General features: G+C 37.2%; 17 protein-coding genes. 9 read left to right on the top strand and 8 right to left on the bottom strand.

Going from position 1 to position 16,788, the window contains the following annotated elements:
• Positions 1-2: 2 nt before the first annotated feature.
• The 5 genes from ACE1ET_RS11985 to ACE1ET_RS11965 form a co-directional block, all read right to left on the bottom strand.
• Positions 3-1,442: a lyase family protein gene (locus ACE1ET_RS11985; RefSeq protein ID WP_375728649.1), complete on the bottom strand. Its 1,440-nt coding sequence runs from the start codon at positions 1,440-1,442 to the stop codon at positions 3-5.
• Positions 1,443-1,451: 9 nt separating this feature from the next.
• On the bottom strand, positions 1,452-2,876 hold the full coding sequence (hydG, locus tag ACE1ET_RS11980; protein ID WP_375728648.1) for a [FeFe] hydrogenase H-cluster radical SAM maturase HydG: 1,425 nt from the start codon (positions 2,874-2,876) through the stop codon (positions 1,452-1,454).
• 10 nt (positions 2,877-2,886) lie between these two features.
• Positions 2,887-3,132 carry a TM1266 family iron-only hydrogenase system putative regulator gene (locus tag ACE1ET_RS11975; RefSeq protein WP_375728647.1) on the bottom strand — a complete coding sequence of 82 codons (246 nt, stop codon included), beginning with the start codon at positions 3,130-3,132 and terminating at the stop codon, positions 2,887-2,889.
• A gap of 167 nt (positions 3,133-3,299) precedes the next feature.
• Positions 3,300-4,109: a hypothetical protein gene (locus tag ACE1ET_RS11970; RefSeq protein ID WP_375728646.1), complete on the bottom strand. Its 810-nt coding sequence runs from the start codon at positions 4,107-4,109 to the stop codon at positions 3,300-3,302.
• Between the two features lie 61 nt (positions 4,110-4,170).
• The gene (locus ACE1ET_RS11965) at positions 4,171-6,672 is read right to left on the bottom strand and encodes a PAS domain-containing sensor histidine kinase (RefSeq protein ID WP_375728645.1); all 2,502 of its coding nucleotides are present in this window, start codon (positions 6,670-6,672) and stop codon (positions 4,171-4,173) included.
• Positions 6,673-6,859: 187 nt separating this feature from the next.
• On the opposite strand from ACE1ET_RS11965, the gene ACE1ET_RS11960 reads away from it, so the two are divergent.
• The 7 genes from ACE1ET_RS11960 (at position 6,860) to folK (ending at position 12,499) form a co-directional block, all read left to right on the top strand.
• Positions 6,860-7,411, top strand: a complete 552-nt coding sequence (locus ACE1ET_RS11960) for an RNA polymerase sigma-70 factor (RefSeq protein ID WP_375728644.1) — start codon at positions 6,860-6,862, stop codon at positions 7,409-7,411.
• A 36-nt stretch (positions 7,412-7,447) separates the two neighbouring features.
• Positions 7,448-8,434 carry a FecR family protein gene (locus tag ACE1ET_RS11955; protein ID WP_375728643.1) on the top strand — a complete coding sequence of 329 codons (987 nt, stop codon included), beginning with the start codon at positions 7,448-7,450 and terminating at the stop codon, positions 8,432-8,434.
• A gap of 30 nt (positions 8,435-8,464) precedes the next feature.
• Positions 8,465-9,763: a hypothetical protein gene (locus ACE1ET_RS11950; protein ID WP_375728642.1), complete on the top strand. Its 1,299-nt coding sequence runs from the start codon at positions 8,465-8,467 to the stop codon at positions 9,761-9,763.
• A 435-nt stretch (positions 9,764-10,198) separates the two neighbouring features.
• On the top strand, positions 10,199-10,831 hold the full coding sequence (locus ACE1ET_RS11945) for an HAD family hydrolase (protein WP_375728641.1): 633 nt from the start codon (positions 10,199-10,201) through the stop codon (positions 10,829-10,831).
• A 46-nt stretch (positions 10,832-10,877) separates the two neighbouring features.
• A complete protein-coding gene (gene purE / locus ACE1ET_RS11940) occupies positions 10,878-11,384 on the top strand; it encodes a 5-(carboxyamino)imidazole ribonucleotide mutase (protein WP_375728640.1) in 507 nt (168 codons plus the stop codon).
• A gap of 2 nt (positions 11,385-11,386) precedes the next feature.
• Positions 11,387-11,995 (top strand): NUDIX hydrolase, encoded by a 609-nt coding sequence (locus ACE1ET_RS11935; RefSeq protein ID WP_375728639.1) that lies wholly within the window; start codon positions 11,387-11,389, stop codon positions 11,993-11,995.
• A gap of 3 nt (positions 11,996-11,998) precedes the next feature.
• Positions 11,999-12,499 carry a 2-amino-4-hydroxy-6-hydroxymethyldihydropteridine diphosphokinase gene (gene folK / locus ACE1ET_RS11930; protein WP_375728638.1) on the top strand — a complete coding sequence of 167 codons (501 nt, stop codon included), beginning with the start codon at positions 11,999-12,001 and terminating at the stop codon, positions 12,497-12,499.
• A gap of 4 nt (positions 12,500-12,503) precedes the next feature.
• Here the strand turns inward: folK and yaaA are convergent, their stop codons facing one another.
• Complete coding sequence (yaaA, locus tag ACE1ET_RS11925) at positions 12,504-13,256, bottom strand: peroxide stress protein YaaA (protein ID WP_375728637.1); 753 nt, start codon at positions 13,254-13,256, stop codon at positions 12,504-12,506.
• Between the two features lie 103 nt (positions 13,257-13,359).
• Between yaaA and ACE1ET_RS11920 the strand changes: the two genes are divergently transcribed.
• Positions 13,360-14,499, top strand: coding sequence for an alkaline phosphatase (locus ACE1ET_RS11920; RefSeq protein WP_375728636.1), 1,140 nt, complete (start codon positions 13,360-13,362; stop codon positions 14,497-14,499).
• On the opposite strand, the gene ACE1ET_RS11915 is transcribed toward ACE1ET_RS11920, so the two are convergent.
• On the bottom strand, positions 14,493-15,125 hold the full coding sequence (locus ACE1ET_RS11915; RefSeq protein WP_375728635.1) for a redox-sensing transcriptional repressor Rex: 633 nt from the start codon (positions 15,123-15,125) through the stop codon (positions 14,493-14,495). The genes ACE1ET_RS11920 and ACE1ET_RS11915 overlap by 7 nt on opposite strands.
• Positions 15,126-15,258: 133 nt before the next feature.
• Here ACE1ET_RS11915 and ACE1ET_RS11910 point away from each other — a divergent pair, with 133 nt between their 5' ends.
• Positions 15,259-15,801 (top strand): hydrolase, encoded by a 543-nt coding sequence (locus ACE1ET_RS11910; protein WP_375728634.1) that lies wholly within the window; start codon positions 15,259-15,261, stop codon positions 15,799-15,801.
• A gap of 1 nt (position 15,802) precedes the next feature.
• On the opposite strand, the gene ACE1ET_RS11905 is transcribed toward ACE1ET_RS11910, so the two are convergent.
• Positions 15,803-16,786 carry a D-alanine--D-alanine ligase gene (locus ACE1ET_RS11905; protein WP_375728633.1) on the bottom strand — a complete coding sequence of 328 codons (984 nt, stop codon included), beginning with the start codon at positions 16,784-16,786 and terminating at the stop codon, positions 15,803-15,805.
• Between the last annotated feature and the right edge of the window lie 2 nt (positions 16,787-16,788).

Genomic DNA, 16,788 nt, shown 5'->3' with positions numbered 1-16,788 from the left:
TCCTAAATATCTTTCAGTGAAAACCCTTCTTTTAAAAGGTTTTCAGGTTTCATTAGAGATTCCAGTTTTTCAGCTTCAATAAGCTTTAGGTCAGCATTTGCTTCAAAAACAGATTTATGATTCGCTGTCATCACTTTTGCAAGTTCAGCGGATTTATGGTATCCCAAAACCGGAAGAAGGGCTGTAGCCACTGCCGGACTATGAATGAGCTGATCATATGCTTTTTCGCTGTTGATCCGGATATCTTCGATCAAATTCTTTTTCAGTGTCTGGCAGGATGCGATTAATAGTTTTAGTGATCCAATTAGTTTGTGCCCTATGACCGGAAGGTATGCGTTCAGTTCCAGGCAACCCTGCGCACACAAATTGGTGATGAGCATGTCGTTGCTGTAAATAGTATGGCTTGCACTGATCACAAATTCCGGAATTACCGGATTGACTTTTGTTGGCATAATGGAACTTCCAATCTGTTTTTTCGGGATTTCCAGTTCTTTAATGACATGTGTGTCGGAAGCCAGAAGCCTTAGGTCATTCACCATCTTTTCGAGGTTAACGGCGTGTGCTTTTAATATGGCATGAATCTCCACGAAACTATCAAGATTAGCTGTGGCATCGTGCATGTTTTCGCTCCTGGTAACGGGTAAGCCAGTTAGTTCCTTTAATGTCTGAACCACTTCCATAACTACATAACGGGGAACTGTCAATCCGGATCCGATGGCACTTCCTCCCAGGTTTACGGTTTTAATGCGTTCGAAACATTTGGAAACCCGCCACCAGTCTCGTGACAACGCATCGCTGTAGGTACTGAATAATCTTCCAAATGAGGTCGGTACAGCTTCCTGCATTTGTGTGTAGCCAACCCGGAGTTTATTGCGCCCATCCTGTTCTTTTAATTCAACGGAGTGGCGCAGGTCGTTAATTTCTTCTTCCAGCTGAATTAGCAGTCGCATTACTGCAACTTTCAAGGCTGTAGGAATCACATCGTTTGTGGATTGAAAAATATTGGCATGTTCTACCGGATCAATAACAGAGTAGGAACCTGGCCTTTCTCCGGATTGGATCAGAGCTGCATTAGCAATAATCTCGTTGATGTTCATGTTAATGCTGGTTCCGGCACCACCCTGAATGGCAGGAACAATGAACTGGTCGAACCATTCGCCTTGTGCAACCTTCTCAGCTACAGCCTCAAGAATATTAAGCTGATCTTCCGGAATCATCCTGATCTTGAAAGCTGAAAGATCGTATTGTCTGGAGGCAGCTTTAAAAAAATTACCTGCAGTAATATAACAAGCCTGCTTAACCATTCCAACGGCTTTATACCACTCAATCTGAAACGGTGTGTTATCCGGAAAGTTCTCTTTTGCACGAACTGCATTAATGCCGTAAAGGGCATCTTCAGGAATTTCGATGGATCCTATAAAATCAGTTTCTGTTCTTGTCATAGCTCTGGTTTAAAAATAAAGGTCCCTTTCTCCGGCTTTTATTTTTTCGATCCGGCTACGAAGCTCGGGCACGTTAGCATGTCCGTTAAGCTCAGAAATATTTTTTTCGATGACTTTCCAGCCTTTTTCAGCTGTTTCTTCCGGCGCGTAATCCACCAGGTATTCGGCCAAAGTCAGGATGGCATTTGGTGAGCAGAACCGCTTAATAAAGCCCGGAACAGAAAATTCCATGAAGTGTTCTCCTGTTCTTCCAAGCCTGTAACAAGCAGTGCAAAACGATGGCAGGTAATCGTTATCCAGCAGCTCGTTTATAACTTCATTCAACGATCTGTCGTCGTTAATCATGAACTGTTCCTTGTCAATATGTTGATCAGCTTTAGCCGCTGCATAAGCGCCAATTTCTATTTTTGTTCCGCCATCAATCTGCGATACCCCAAATCGCATGACTTCCTTTCGAAGAGCCGCATTTTCACGTGCCGTCAGGATCAAACCGGTATATGGAACAGCCAAACGCAAAATAGCTACCAATCGTGTAAAATCTTCGTCTGAAACCGAATAATCCTGATCGAGGTTTACGTTAAGGGCATCTTTTATGCGTGGAAAAGATATGGTATGCGGCCCGATGTTGTAGCATGCCTCCAGATGATTGGTGTGGCGCACCAGAGCCATCACTTCAAATTTCCAGTCGTAAAGGCCAAAAAGAGCGCCTATTCCAACATCGTCGAGTTTAACATCTTGTGCTCTGTCGAGGGAGGTAAGCCTATTATTGTAATCGGCCTTTTTCCCCGACGGGTGGAATTTTTTGTAAATTCCGGGATGATATGTTTCCTGGAAAATCTGGTAGGTGCCAATGCCTGCTTCTTTTACTTTTTTAAATCCTTCGTGATCAAGTGGTGCAGCATTAATGTTAACCCGCCGAATTTCACCGTTGCCTCTTTTTACTTTGTAAACGGTTCGAACCGAATCGGCAATAAAATCCGCATCGTACATGGGATGTTCACCGTAAACAAGGATTAAACGTTTTTGTCCGTTGTCTTCCAGTGCCATTACTTCCTGTATTAGGTCAACGTGGTTTAATGTATGGCGAACCGCATCTTTATTAGAAACCCTGAAACCGCAATATTGACAGTTATTAATACATTTATTGCCCACATATAATGGAGCAAACAGCACAATTCTGTTTCCGTATACTGCTTCTTTCAGTTTTCTGGCTCCTGCTTTTATCTGTTCAATGGATGAAGGATCATCGGCATTGAGTAAATCAGCTACTTCAGGAAGTGATAAACGCTTTTTGGAAATAGATTTACGGATGATTTCATCAATTCTTTCTTTTGAAGGACGCGGTCTTTCCAGAAAGTTTTCGATTTCATGGACATCAATGAATGGTTCATGAGGCCTGTCTTCAATGGCGTACTTTTCAGGTGTAAATTTCATGGTTCTCCCTTTAATCTTTTGCTAAAACCGATTTTACGGTAATCCCTTCCAAACGTCCAAGTTTACCGCTTAATGTACTAATCTCGTCGGTTGTTCCTTCAACCACGAGAGAAATTATACTAACCGATTTTTCTTTCAGGGGAATGCCTTGCCGGGCAATGATGACAGGTGACTGTTCAGAGAGAATTGCATTCAGTTGCTGAACATGATCTTTATTCTTTATAACAATGAGCAGGGCTCCTATTCTCTTCTCCATCAGAAAGATCCTTTGGGTCAGTTAAACATACATTAAGATCTTTGAAGCCGATAAATCAACTTCTCGGATCAGGGACAAAGGTAATAAAAATTATTAATTAGAGAAATATTTCTTTAATCAATAAGGAAAAATAACCCGGAAAGTTTCCGGGTTATTGAACAAATATCTTATTCCGAAAGAATCAGTTGTTTTTTCTCATTTATTTTATCCAGCTTTTGTTGCTGTACATTCAAAAGTTCACGTTTAACCTGAACATCTTTCTCCTTGTTTTCCAAATCAAGTTTAAGTTGCTCTATGTTGTTTTCTGATTCAGTAATTTCACTTTGCAATTCTTTATTCTCAGCTTCCAGTTCAAGTATTTTCTTCTCATTCTTACTTACATCAGATTTTGCTTTTAGGATATCTCCCTGCATTTTAACAATATCCTTATCCACGTCAGCCTTATTTTTCATGGCTTTTTCCAGATCAGATTGCACATCATCGTGAACATCCTGAATCTTTTCCATTTCATCTTCCACAATTCTTAGCTGATAGAATCTTACGAACCGCTTGATAAATATTTCAATTTTTTCACTCTCTTCAGGGTATTCTTTCTTCGATAAATATTCATACCGATTGACAGAGATAGCGACTATTAAACCGGCATCGGGTGCTTTTGAGTTTACCAAAGAATAAAGCGTTACCATTTTATTTGTTATGTCAGGCAGGTGAATATCCGGTGCGACCCGTATACTTCCTGATCGTTTTAACTTTACATCATAATTGTCTTTTAGAAAATCTTCCCAGGCATCCTCAAGATCTTTGCGGTCCCCTTCAAAAATAACCTGAAAAGCCGGATTAGGATTACCATCATATTCAAGGGTTGTTGTAAAGACTTTGGTGCTTCCTATAACGGAATACGGTCCGTTTTGTGCACTTATAAAAGACAGAGATACAAATACTGCAAACAAAGCAGTAATAAGCTTAAGTTTTTTCATAATCATCAATTTTAAATATAACGTAATCAAACAGGGATGTGTTTAATTGTTTGATTAATAATTACAAAGGTAACGTAAAACTAAATGTGGAACCAATGCCAGGTTCTGAATTTAATTGGATTCTACCTCCCAGTATTTCCACAAGTCCTTTAGAGATTGAAAGACCTATCCCTGCCCCGCCTTTCTGACTAGCCTTTTCATCAGCTTGTCTGAACCGTTCAAATATCATCGCCTGTTGGTGCTTTTCAATGCCTACACCTGTATCTGAAACGTAAATCTTTACGAAATTAGTGTCTGCCATTTTGCATCCGAGTGTAATTTTACCGCTTTCAGTAAACTTAAATGCATTACTCAGCAGATTTGAAATGATCTGTCTTACTCTCGCCGGATCTGTGTTAATGATTAGGTTCTTATCTGTTTCTATATTAAGCATAAATTCAACCGAAGATTTTTGAGATTTTATCCAAAGCAAATCAAAGCTCTCATACAGGTTTTGTAAAATGTCGGGAATATTCTCTTCTGAATTTATAATTTTAATCTGACCGACTTCAATTTTAGATATATCAAGAATATCATCGATCAGTGTCAGCAGATCAACAGATCTTTGTTGAATAATTTCTGTGTAATGTTGCCGTTCTTCTTTTTCAAGATCATAATCATTGATAAGTTCAGAAAAACCTACGATGGCATTCATAGGTGTTCTTATTTCATGACTCATATTTGCCAGGAAAGTTGATTTAAGTTTATCGCTTTCAACGGCTTTTTCTTTTGCTTTTATCAATTCTGCTTCAGCTCTTTTTTTGTAAATAAAAATGCTCATCTCGTGCGCGACAAGCTCCAGGATTTCCTGATGTGTTTCATCAAGGGCATCTTCCGACTGGTAGTTCTGCATTACCAGTGCACCAATAGGATCACTTTCTACTAGTAACGGTACACTTATCCAGCATTTAGGCATTGAACCGACCAGGTCAACAATTCCGGCCTGAGTCATTTTAAGAATGTCTTTCTCCTTCAGAACTAATGGTCGTTTTTGTTCTATAGTATAACCGGTGATGGATTTTTTTGCAGGCCATTCTTCAATTTCATCTTTTTCATCCGTAAAGTAGGGGGCGTATAATGTATCTTTACCTTCATTGTACAACGCACATAAAAAATTTGACGTGTCTATTATTTCTTCCAGTTCATTGTGGATGACCTTGATAAGCTCATGTAACGATTCCGATTTAATCGCAGAAATTGATATATTATAAAGCATGCGTTGAATCCTGACCGTTTTTTTCTGATCTGTAATGTTTAGTCCGAATCCAACAATTCCTTTCATGTTGTCTTTGCTGTCTTTCCACGGAACTTTTGATGTAAGATACCAAATCTTATCCCTTTTGGATATATTGATGCATTCTTCCTTTCTTATAATTGACTTACCTTCGTTTATAACAGATAAATCATCTGCTTTAAATTTTTCAGCCAGTTTTTCAGGGAATATCTCTTCGTCAGTTCTGTCTTTTAAATCACTGGCTTTTAAACCTAACTCAGGAATTCCCTGATTATTAGACATTATTTTTTTCCGGGCCAGATCCTTTACATAAATTTCGAATGGTGCACTGTTTATAATTGTTTGTAAAAGATTTCGGTCAGCTTTAATCTCTTCTTCATGTCGCTTAATTTCACTGATATCATTTGCAAGCGCTATAATAACCTGTTTGCCCATATACTGACCTGGATATAACCTGACAAGTTTTGGGAAAATTTCACCGTTATAGCGTTTCCCCCAGAATTCAAATTCCTGTTCTTCTCCTTTTGCTGCATTCGAAGTTGCCAAAGCCAACATGTTAAGGTCGTTCATGCCTTCAGCTGCCAGATGTTCAGGTGTTTTACCTATAAAATAATCTTTAGGATACCCATACATTTCTTCTGCGCCTTTGTTGACTTCTAAGAACTCACCTTCTAAATTCTGAATGTATATGGCTTCCTTGACTGTGTTGAACAGACCTTTAAAATTATTAACACTTTCTTTCAGCTTTTCCTGTGTTAGTTTTTTCTGGTCAATATTTTTACTAACGCCAAGTATGCCAATGCATTCTCCCGAATCGTTATAAATTCCTTTTATGTTTAGTTCAACCCAAAAAGCATGTCCATCCTTATGTAGTTGTTTTAGCTGGACATTGACTTTGGGAAATACTTTGTTTTTTTCAAGGTACAGAAATCCTTCCTTTATCATTTCTGTTACCTCAGGAATGAATTCCGGACTTAACGTTTCAGTTATCGTTTCCTGCATCGCTTCCTCAACTGTAAAACCGCGCAGTTTTTTTATGGAAGGACTTATATAGGTGAACTCACCAGTAAGATTCATTGTCCAGATGACGTCATCTGAGTTTTCAGCGATTAGGTTGTATTTGCCGTCACTGATCAGCAGAGCATCGCTTGTTTGACTGATCTGGGTCTGAGTGATTTTCTGAATACGGTTTAAGCAATCTTCCATGTCGATTTTGCCATGCGAGAAATCGGACAAAATCTTTTTAAGATCCGGTTTGTAAACCTCTACCAATCGGTCAGAAAATTCCATTAGATTTTAACTGAAAATTAATTGACTTCAAATCTATATTAAATTATTGTTAAATCCTAATCTCTTGTTCTATATTTTTAAGGTTATTTGTTTAGATGACTGAAAGATGTACTTTTTTCCCAGTTTGGAATAATTTTTATCTCTGTTTCTAAATGCTTATACTTGCATTATAAAATTTGGACAAAATTTGCAGGATAAAGAAATACTTGAGAGAATAGCAAAGGGTGATAAGCAGGCATTTGCAGTAGTTTATAAGGAATTTTATAAACCTTTGTGTTATTATGCCTTTAAATTCTTTCAGGATGAGATTACTGCTGAAGATATTGTCCAGAAAACCATGGTTAAGTTATGGGAGCAAAGAAAAAAAATTACTGAAATTAACAGTATTTCGTCTTTTTTATACCGAACGGTTCACAATAACAGTATTAATGAATTAAAGCACAGACAAGTCAGAGATAAACATGCTGATAATATTAAATCTGAACTTGATGCAATAGCCTATGAAAGTCCGGATGAAGAATACGAAGACCGCTTGAATAAGATGTTGATGGATGCTATTAATGATCTTCCTCCCAAGAAAAGCGAGATTTTTAAGCTGAAGTACTTTAAAGGCATGAAACATAAGGAAATTGCGGATCAGCTGGGAATATCATACAGAACGGTTGAAACACATATTGTAAAAGGCTTACAGAAGCTCCGTGAAACATTGGGGGATAAAAATTTTTTCGTGGATGAGTAAGTAGTAAATAACAGGTAGTTGTCTATTTGCTGAAAGATGATAGTTAAACTTAAACATATTGATGAAATTGACCGACTGATTGTACGTTATAAGAATAACGATGCGTCACGAGATGAACAGTTGGCCCTTCTGGATTGGATAAAGGAATCCGAATCAAACAAAAAATATTTTCAGAATACCCTTGCTCTGTACGATAGGATAAATTCAGCACATGCAAAATTCAACAGTGATAAGGCGTTTGAAAGTTTTATGCACAATACCGTTTTAACGCGAAAAGTTTTCTCACTTACTCCCTTTATGAGAATTGCTGCAACAATTTTAATCATAGTTGGAATTGGATTAACCACACTTTATATTACCCGCGATGTAAATCAGATTGTGGTGGCAACGAATGTTGAGATTATTAACCAGGATTTACCAGATAAAACAGAGGTGACACTGAACAAAGAAAGTGAATTAAGTTATCCTTCCAGGTTTACGGAGGAAAAACGTAAAGTTAAACTCAACGGTCAGGCATTCTTTAATGTGCATCATAACGAAAAACATCCGTTTGTTGTGAAGGCAGGTCCGGTGGAGGTTGAAGTTTTGGGTACTTCTTTTGATGTTCATAATGATACCTTACTTCAGGTTACAACGGTAACTGTAGAAACAGGAAAGGTCAAAGTCAGTTATCCGGATAACAATTTTATTGCCTATCTTGAACCGGGTGATCAGTGCACTGTGGACTGGGGGGATCATTCTACAAGCGAAAGTAAAGTGAATGATACAAATTATAAAGCATGGCTGACCAAAATATTGGTATTTGAGTCTTCACCTTTATCTAAAGTCATAAGAGATCTTAATCAGGTATATGATAAAAAAATAGTTATTGCAGATCAGAATCTGAAAAATTGCATGCTTACCACAAAAATTGACAATACTCCGCAAAAAGAGGTTTTAACTATGCTGGAAAAGTCACTCAATGTTGAAGTGATTGACAACGGCGAAATGTATATTCTTATTGGTGACGGTTGCGTTCAGTAATAAATCACTATATTTGGAAAAACCTTTAATATGCGGGTGAAGAGCAATAAATTATATCTCTTACCATATATATTTCTTTTGTTTTTTGTTCTGAATAACATTAAAATTTCGGGACAGGATAATTTATTGTTGTATACAACTAAGGTCACAATAAATGCCCAGAATACTCAGATTCGTGAAATATTAAGCCTTATTGAACGTAATCACAACATTGTTTTTTCTTATAAAGATGGTTTATTTAATGATCAGGTGCGCAGAACATTTATCGTGAAGGATCTGCCTCTTTATAATGCCCTGGATTCTTTACTGCAATCTGATTCCCTTTCATATTATCCATTAGGAAGGAATGTCGTAATTTACAGACCAACAACTTTGCGTCCCAGGAATATCGTGGTCAGGGATACCCTTGTTCAAAATGTTTTGCGAAAAGATACAGTACATGTAAAAGTTCTCAAAAGAGACACTGTGATTGTATTTAAAACAGATACGTTATTCGATACCATTTATGTGAAAGATCCTTATCCTGTATATGATACTTTGTATATGGATAAGCCCAAAATCCAGTTGTTAGGATATTACAATTATAACTTTTATCGTGTTAACAGAACCAGCGTGCCAGATTATCTGGGTTATTCAGATTCATTATTTAATCAGGCTGAATCAAATCCTTATACCTATAGAATAGGTCTTTTAGCCCAGGTAAATCTCAATGAAAAATTCTATTTTAAAACTGGTTTAGGTTTCGGAAAAAGTAAATGGAATTCTGATTATAATTTCAGTACGGTTACGACAGATTCTTCCAACGTTGTGGATTATCATGTGTCAATGGAAACGGAAGTTTACAAGACAGATTCAATTTTTATCTATTTCCCAGGTTCCGATACCCTGTGGTTTTATGATTATGATACTGTTTATCATTATAGCACCAATCCAGAATATAAAAAGGATACAACCAATTATAAATATTCAGGTAAAAACGAATTGATGTTTCTGTCCATACCATTTTATATGGGATGGGAGGTCCCTGTATTTAATAAAAGCAAAATTTATGGTGAATTTGGTTTAATCGTTGATTTTCTTCTATCAACAAAAGGTATGGCTTTGTCCGATTCTCCCTATGGCGAGTTGGTTCCGTTATCTGATCTGCCATTGTCCCCAATTAGTGCATTTATCTCGTTAGGAATAGGTTTTGAAAGCCCTCTGTCTGAAAATCTTGATTGGTTCGTTAAATTTAATTACGATTGGCAGCTAAATTCCGATTATGCAAAGATTTATCCGGTAAGACAAAGGCGTCAAGGGCCAGGTTTTTCGCTTGGTATTAAATTCTGATAAAAAAATCTGTAAAATTTAAGTTAATTGTACGTGTTTTTATTTTAAACATTGTCATTATGGTGTATTATGACTTTTCAGTTTGTTGATCTATGAAGAGCTATTAGATATTATCATTTTATTGATAGTTTGAAATTCTGATTGAAAAGAAACACTCATGAGACGACGAAGAGATTCATGCTTTGAGAGATTTTGGTCAAATTAAGTGGGTTAACTTCAATTTTTATCTTCGTCAGTCTTAAAGTTGAAATGGTGGCATCCATATACACTACAGAAAACCACCATCTCTTCTTTAGTTCAAAAAGGCATACTCCGGCGGGAGGTGCCTTTTTTATTTTTACAAAGATATGAAATACTGAGAGATATTAGCTTGTGTAAGTGTATTACGATTCCGATATCATCAAAATATGGCATATCGTTTTTATATTTGTGACCATGAAAAAGGGTGAACAGAAGAATATTTTATTCGATTTAGGAGGTGTGATTCTTGATCTTGACAAGCAAAAATGCTTTGACTCATTTCGGAACCTTGGTGTGGATTTAAATGGACAGGGACTGGGTTTTTATGGACAATCAGGTTTATTGGGTGAACTTGAACTTGGTAGAGTTGAAGAAAGCATGTTTTATGACCGGTTCAGGAAGGAATATAAAACCGATGCCGATGATGATTCAATAAAGCATGCCTGGAACAGTTTTCTTATCGGTATTCCGGAAGAGCGTCTGGAATTTTTAAAAACACTAAAACAAAAATACAACCTCTATTTATTAAGCAATACAAGTAAGATCCATTATGATTACTGGTATCCGATGTTTCGATATGACGATGATAAGATTGGGGCACAGTATTTTTTTAAGGGGATATTTTGTTCATATATGTCACAGATGGCGAAGCCTGATACGAGGGCATTTGAATATGTTATTACTAAAACAGGAATAAAGCCTGAAGAAACATTATTTTTTGATGATAGCGAAGCCAATATAAAAGCGGCATCAGAGATGGGATTTAAAACTATATTTATCCCGGAAGGTGAAAAGCTTGAGCTTATTTATATTGACAAGCTGCTATAGTTTTTATAATTTTGCGCTTTATTTTATGAATAGTAAAAATATCAGAATGAAACCACAGGTAAGCATTATAATGGGAAGTACAAGTGATCTTCCGGTGATGGAAAAGGCTGCAAAAGTGTTGGACGATTTTGAGATTCCTTTCGAAATAAATGCACTTTCGGCACACCGGACGCCGGAAGAAGTAGAAAAATTTGCAAAAGGTGCTAAGGATAGGGGGATTAAGGTAATAATTGCTGCTGCAGGTATGGCCGCACATTTACCCGGAGTAATTGCCGCCATGACTACCCTGCCGGTTATAGGTGTTCCCGTTAAAGCCAGTCTTGACGGGATGGATTCTTTGCTGGCAATTGTTCAGATGCCTCCCGGTATTCCTGTGGCTACAGTAGGTATTAATGGTGCAATGAATGCTGGAATTCTTGCCGCCCAGATGATTGCTGTAGGCGATGAAAAGATACAAAACAGATTGGTTCAGTTTAAGGAAGAACTGAAGGAAAAAATTGTGAAAGCAAATAAAGAATTAAAAGAAGTTAAGTTTAAGTTTAAAACAAACTGATTTTGATTGTTCCGGTTTATTTTGATGATCGCGTATTAAAACTTACTGATAATCTGGAAGATACCATTGATTCCGGGTTTGATGCAATTCATGAATACTCTTCGCATAGTGATTTGAAATTGTTTCTTGAAAAGTTTGATTCAAATCATTTGTTAAAGCAGGGGATTCTTTACAGTTCCGGATCGATTGAAAAATTGATGGAACATTTAAAATCCTGTTTTAAATATATTGAGGCTGCCGGAGGAATAGTATGCAATAAAAAGGGAGAAGTTCTGTTTATTTACAGAAGAGGTAACTGGGATTTGCCAAAGGGTAAAAAGAAAAAGGGTGAACGTGTTGAGGATACTGCTGTGAGGGAAGTCAAGGAAGAATGTGGACTGAACGATTGTAATGTTGGTGAATATTTAATGGCAACATATCACACCTATCATTTAAAAGATAAAAAGGTTTTAAAAAAGACCTACTGGTATAGAATGACTACAGCGGAATTGCGTTTAAAACCACAATTAGAGGAAGATATTTTAAAGGCTGAATGGATTAGTAAAACGGATTTGTATAAGGTATTGCCTAATACCTACAGATCTGTAAAAGATGTTATTGAGAAGATTTAAAAAATGGCAATTGTTACATTGGTTACCGGCGGTAATGTAGGGAACAGATATTATTCCCTTTCAGAAGCGCAGAGAGAGATAGAGGAGAAAATTGGTGATGTGTTGGTTTCCAGTTCATATTATGAGTCTGAGCCCTGGGGATTCGATTCGGATCTTCCGTTTATTAACCAGGCACTGATTGTTTCAACAAAACTTGCACCTTACGATGTTTTGGCAGAAATCAAGGACATTGAAATAGCGATTGGAAGAACAAGTAAATCTTTTAATGGCGAATATACGGATCGCGTTGTTGATATTGATATCATTTTTTATGATAATCTCATCATGTTTGATGATCCGGAATTGATTATTCCGCACCCACATATGCACAAGCGTCGTTTTGTGCTTGAACCTTTATACGAGATCGCTTCTAGAATGGTACATCCAACAAAACAAGTCTCGGTAGCAGCATTGCTACATGCTTGTATCGATACAAATAAGGTGTATTCTGCCCGTAGTATATGATTTTTTAGACCTCCCTTGTGAATACAGGATTTTCAGGTGTGCTTAAATGGCTGTTGAAGTAGTATCCCTCTTCGTTAAACGCTTTAATTTCTTCATGATCTGTGATTTTGTTCTGGAGTATAAATCTGCTCATTAATCCGCGGGCCTTTTTTGCATAAATGGCGATTATTTTATATGAACCGTTTTTAAGATCTTTAAAATCCGGCGTTATAACAGGCGCACAGAGTCTTTGTGGATTAAGGGCTCTGTAATATTCCTTGCTTGCCAGATTGATCACCGGTCCGCCTACAACTGAAATTTGCTTGTTTATTTCGTTTGTGATCTTATCACCCCAGAATTCATATAACGATCCAAAATCCATTTCGGTACCCATTTCAAGCCTGTAAGGCTTTATTTTGTCCAGTGGCTTCAGTATTCCAAATAGTCCGGATAATATACGCAAATGGTTCTGTGCGTATTTTAGTTCTTCTTCGTTAAAATCCCATCCCTTTAAACCGTTAAAAACTTCTCCTTTAAATGAACAGATAGCTCTAAGTCTTTCAAGTCCGGGTTGATCCCATGACTGAAAGCGTTCATAGTTTAAGATAGCAAGTTTTGGGCTTATTCCCATGAGTTCGATCAGATCGCTGGTTGTATATTGTTTAAGGTGCGCTGCCAACTTGTTGGCCTCGTGTTCAAAGACGGGATCAGTTGAATGATCGGTGCTGCAAGGCAGATCGCTTACAATTGTTTTGGCTGGAGAGATTATTATGATCATTGTAACAGTTTTTTAATACAACTAACATTCAAACAAAATTGTTTATACTTTAAATTTGCTAAAATAAAAGATATTCATTTCATTCGAAGCTTAAAATCTAAAAATGATGAAATACGCACTATCGGTATTATTTGTGTTAATCGGTATAAATGTAACAGCCCAGTTTCATTATAACGAGGAAATTAAAAGTAATAAATTTCCTGTTTACAAAGTAGATAAACTGAATCTCCCGGACATAAAAGAAGGGAAAAAACCTAAAAGCATTATTTTACTTATTGGTGATGGTATGGGAATTGCCCAGATTCAGGCAGGAATGACTGTAAATAAAGGACTTTTATATTTGAATTACTTTAAAAATACAGGTTTTTCCAAAACTTATTCTGCGGATAATTACATTACGGATTCTGCCGCAGGAGGAACTGCTTTATCCAGTGGTTATAAAACAAAAAACGGAATGATAGCTATGACACCGGATTCAGTTCCTGTAGAAACAATTCTTGAAATTGCCGAGAAGCTTGGGAAAAGTACAGGTCTGGTTTCAACATCTTCTATAACGCATGCCACACCGGCAAGTTTTATTGCACATCAGGTATCCCGAAATATGTATGAGGATATTGCAGCAGATTTTATGAATACGGATTTCGAAGTTATTCTAGGTGGCGGATATGATAATTTTGCAAAACGAAAGGATGGCAGAAACCTCCTCGAAAAATTTAAAGACGAAGGATACCAGGTTATGACCAATATGGATGAGATAGAAAATGTAAAGGATGGGAAGCTGGTAGGGCTAACAGCAACAGGGCATAATCCTCCATTTGATGAAAGAGGAGATATGTTGCCCAGGGCAGCAGAAACCGCAATTGATATTCTTGACAATAATAAAAAGGGATTTTTCCTTATGGTTGAAGGCTCGCAGATTGATTGGGGAGGCCATGCCAATAATACGGATTATATTGTAGGAGAGATGCTTGATTTTGATTATACCATAGGAGAGGCATTAAAATTTGCAGCAAAGGATAAAAATACCCTGGTCATTATTACTGCTGATCATGAAACCGGAGGAATGGCAATTGCTGGTGGAAGTTATTCAGAAGGAGAGATACAGGCTGCTTATACTACAAAATCGCATACAGGTGTTATGGTGCCGGTATTTGCGTGGGGGCCAGGTTCTGAAGAATTCAGGGGAATAATGGATAATACGGAAATTTTCAAAAAAATGAAGGAACTGATAACTCATCAATAGTTATCGCCGTGTATCAGTTTATTAAAAATAAGGGCCAGATGCGCATAAAGTGATGTGTTTTGCACCACTGCTTTTTTGGGTACCTTTATTTTTACCGGTGTAAAATTCCAGATCCCCCGGATGCCTCCTTCAATCATAAAGTCCGCTACATCCTGAGCTTTTTCTGCAGGAACTGTTAATATTCCTATTTCAACTCCGGTTTTTTTCCTGACTTCAAAATATTCATCCACATGACGTATAGGCACTCCGCTGACCGTTGTGCCAACAATATCCGGATTTACATCGAATGCGGCGGAAAGATAAAGACCAAATTGCCTTAGTCCGGTATCCTGTAGCAGGGCTGAGCCAAGACTCCCGGCTCCAAATAAATATGCTTTATGTTTTACGCTGAATCCGAGAAAAGTTTCAAGCACTTCAATCAAAGGTTTGATTTCATATCCTACACGGGTTTTTCCAGTAATGTCGATAAATGAAAGATCCTTGGCTACCTGCGAAGAGTCAACACCAATATCTTTAGCCAACTGTGTAGAGGAGATAAATTGCTGCCCACTGTTACTCAATAATTTTATATGTGCCAAGTAAAACGGTAGTCTTCGAATTGTTGGCTCCGGAACTTTACCTATCATATTATTTTTTGATATATAAAAATATACATACAAAAATAGAAAAAAAAACAATAAGGAAATAATTCATTATTTATAACTCTCAAATCCTTTTTATTACAGCCAATCATGCTTATTTTTGTAAAAAAATATAAAGATGAGAATTGTAAAATCAGATACTGCTGCAGTGATGATAGATATGCAGGAAAAATTACTTCCGCACATGAAAAAGCAACCAACAGTACTTGAAAATTGTGTTAAACTTACTGAAGGATTGAAGATACTGGATATTCCTTTACTGGTAACTCAACAATATACAAAAGGGCTGGGGGAGACTGTTGGTTATCTTCGTGAAGCATTTGACAGGTTTGAATATATTGAGAAAACTTCATTTAGTTGTTGTGACGAACCGGAATTTAATTTGAAGCTCAAATCTACCGGAAAACACTTTGTGATTGTTGCAGGAATTGAAGCACATGTGTGTGTATTACAGACTGTCATTGATCTGATTAATTTTGGTTATCAACCTGTCGTTGTTGAAAACTGTGTGTCAAGTCGTTACGATGAAGATAAGGAATCGGCACTACAAAGACTGAGACAGGAAGGTGCAATAATTACCACGTATGAATCGGTATTATTCGAACTTACCCAGAATGCAAAAGCACCTGAATTTAAAGCAATTTCAAAATTGGTGAAATAAGTCAGGCTCTCTTTATTGCATCCTCAATAATCTCGGTAAATACGTCGGCAATGGGAACGTTCATTGCCTTTATTTGTTGAGGAATAAAGCTTGTCAGGGTCATGCCGGGCGTTGTATTGACTTCCAGAAGATAAATAGTTTGGTCGGAAATGATGTAGTCGATACGCACAATGCCCTTGCAACCCAGTATGTTATAAATAGCGGAAGTCAGTTTTTGAATTCGCTGTGTAAGTTCTTCTGAAATTCGTGCAGGTGTAATTTCGTCTGCCATTCCGGGGGTGTATTTAGCTTCAAAATCGAAATATTCATTTTTCGGTACAACTTCGGTAACGGGCATAACTACTTCGCGATCCAGTGTTTTGTAAATACCGTTTGTGACTTCGGTTCCTTTAATAAATGACTCAATAATAATTTCATCACTTTCTTTAAAAGCCTTTTCAATGGCAGGTAATATATCTGTGGTTTGAATTACTTTGGTTACGCCAAAACTTGAACCACCGGCATTAGGCTTGATGAAACATGGAAGGCCAACGCGGCTAATAACTTCATCTGTTGTGATGGCCATGCCTTTCCTGAGCATCAAAGATTCAGCTGATTTAATACCAAAAGCCTTCAGGTAAGTGTTGCAAAAGAATTTATTAAAGGTAACAGATGAGGCCAAAACCCCGGAGGAGGTATATGGAATGGAAAGCATATCGAGATAACCTTGTAATTTTCCATCTTCTCCCGGCATGCCATGGATGGTATTGTAAACACAATCGAATGTTACTTTTTGCCCGTCAACTATTGCACTAAAATCGTTTTTATCTATGGTTACCTCAATACCGCTATCGAGTCTTAAACGCCAATTGCTTTTCTCTAAAATAACAACATAGAGGTTGTATTTTGAATGGTCGATGAATGATTTCAGGCCTTCTGCGCTTTTTAGTGAAACCACAATTTCAGATTGATCACCACCGGTTACAATTGCAATATTTTTTATCATAA

Source organism: Quyinboa mangrovi (assembly GCF_042219825.1).
Taxonomy (GTDB): Bacteria; Bacteroidota; Bacteroidia; order Bacteroidales; family UBA5342; genus JBHJHP01.
This window is presented reverse-complemented; position numbering and strand designations above follow the sequence as displayed.

Excerpts from the sequence above, each read along its gene's own strand:
- ACE1ET_RS11985 (WP_375728649.1), bottom strand. The coding sequence starts at position 1,442 with ATGACAAGAACAGAAACTGATTTTATAGGATCCATCGAAATTCCTGAA.
- hydG (WP_375728648.1), bottom strand. The coding sequence starts at position 2,876 with ATGAAATTTACACCTGAAAAGTACGCCATTGAAGACAGGCCTCATGAA.
- ACE1ET_RS11975 (WP_375728647.1), bottom strand. The coding sequence starts at position 3,132 with ATGGAGAAGAGAATAGGAGCCCTGCTCATTGTTATAAAGAATAAAGAT.
- ACE1ET_RS11970 (WP_375728646.1), bottom strand. The coding sequence starts at position 4,109 with ATGAAAAAACTTAAGCTTATTACTGCTTTGTTTGCAGTATTTGTATCT.
- ACE1ET_RS11965 (WP_375728645.1), bottom strand. The coding sequence starts at position 6,672 with ATGGAATTTTCTGACCGATTGGTAGAGGTTTACAAACCGGATCTTAAA.
- ACE1ET_RS11955 (WP_375728643.1), top strand. The coding sequence starts at position 7,448 with ATGATAGTTAAACTTAAACATATTGATGAAATTGACCGACTGATTGTA.
- ACE1ET_RS11950 (WP_375728642.1), top strand. The coding sequence starts at position 8,465 with ATGCGGGTGAAGAGCAATAAATTATATCTCTTACCATATATATTTCTT.
- ACE1ET_RS11945 (WP_375728641.1), top strand. The coding sequence starts at position 10,199 with ATGAAAAAGGGTGAACAGAAGAATATTTTATTCGATTTAGGAGGTGTG.
- purE (WP_375728640.1), top strand. The coding sequence starts at position 10,878 with ATGAAACCACAGGTAAGCATTATAATGGGAAGTACAAGTGATCTTCCG.
- folK (WP_375728638.1), top strand. The coding sequence starts at position 11,999 with ATGGCAATTGTTACATTGGTTACCGGCGGTAATGTAGGGAACAGATAT.
- yaaA (WP_375728637.1), bottom strand. The coding sequence starts at position 13,256 with ATGATCATAATAATCTCTCCAGCCAAAACAATTGTAAGCGATCTGCCT.
- ACE1ET_RS11920 (WP_375728636.1), top strand. The coding sequence starts at position 13,360 with ATGATGAAATACGCACTATCGGTATTATTTGTGTTAATCGGTATAAAT.
- ACE1ET_RS11915 (WP_375728635.1), bottom strand. The coding sequence starts at position 15,125 with ATGATAGGTAAAGTTCCGGAGCCAACAATTCGAAGACTACCGTTTTAC.
- ACE1ET_RS11910 (WP_375728634.1), top strand. The coding sequence starts at position 15,259 with ATGAGAATTGTAAAATCAGATACTGCTGCAGTGATGATAGATATGCAG.
- ACE1ET_RS11905 (WP_375728633.1), bottom strand. The coding sequence starts at position 16,786 with ATGATAAAAAATATTGCAATTGTAACCGGTGGTGATCAATCTGAAATT.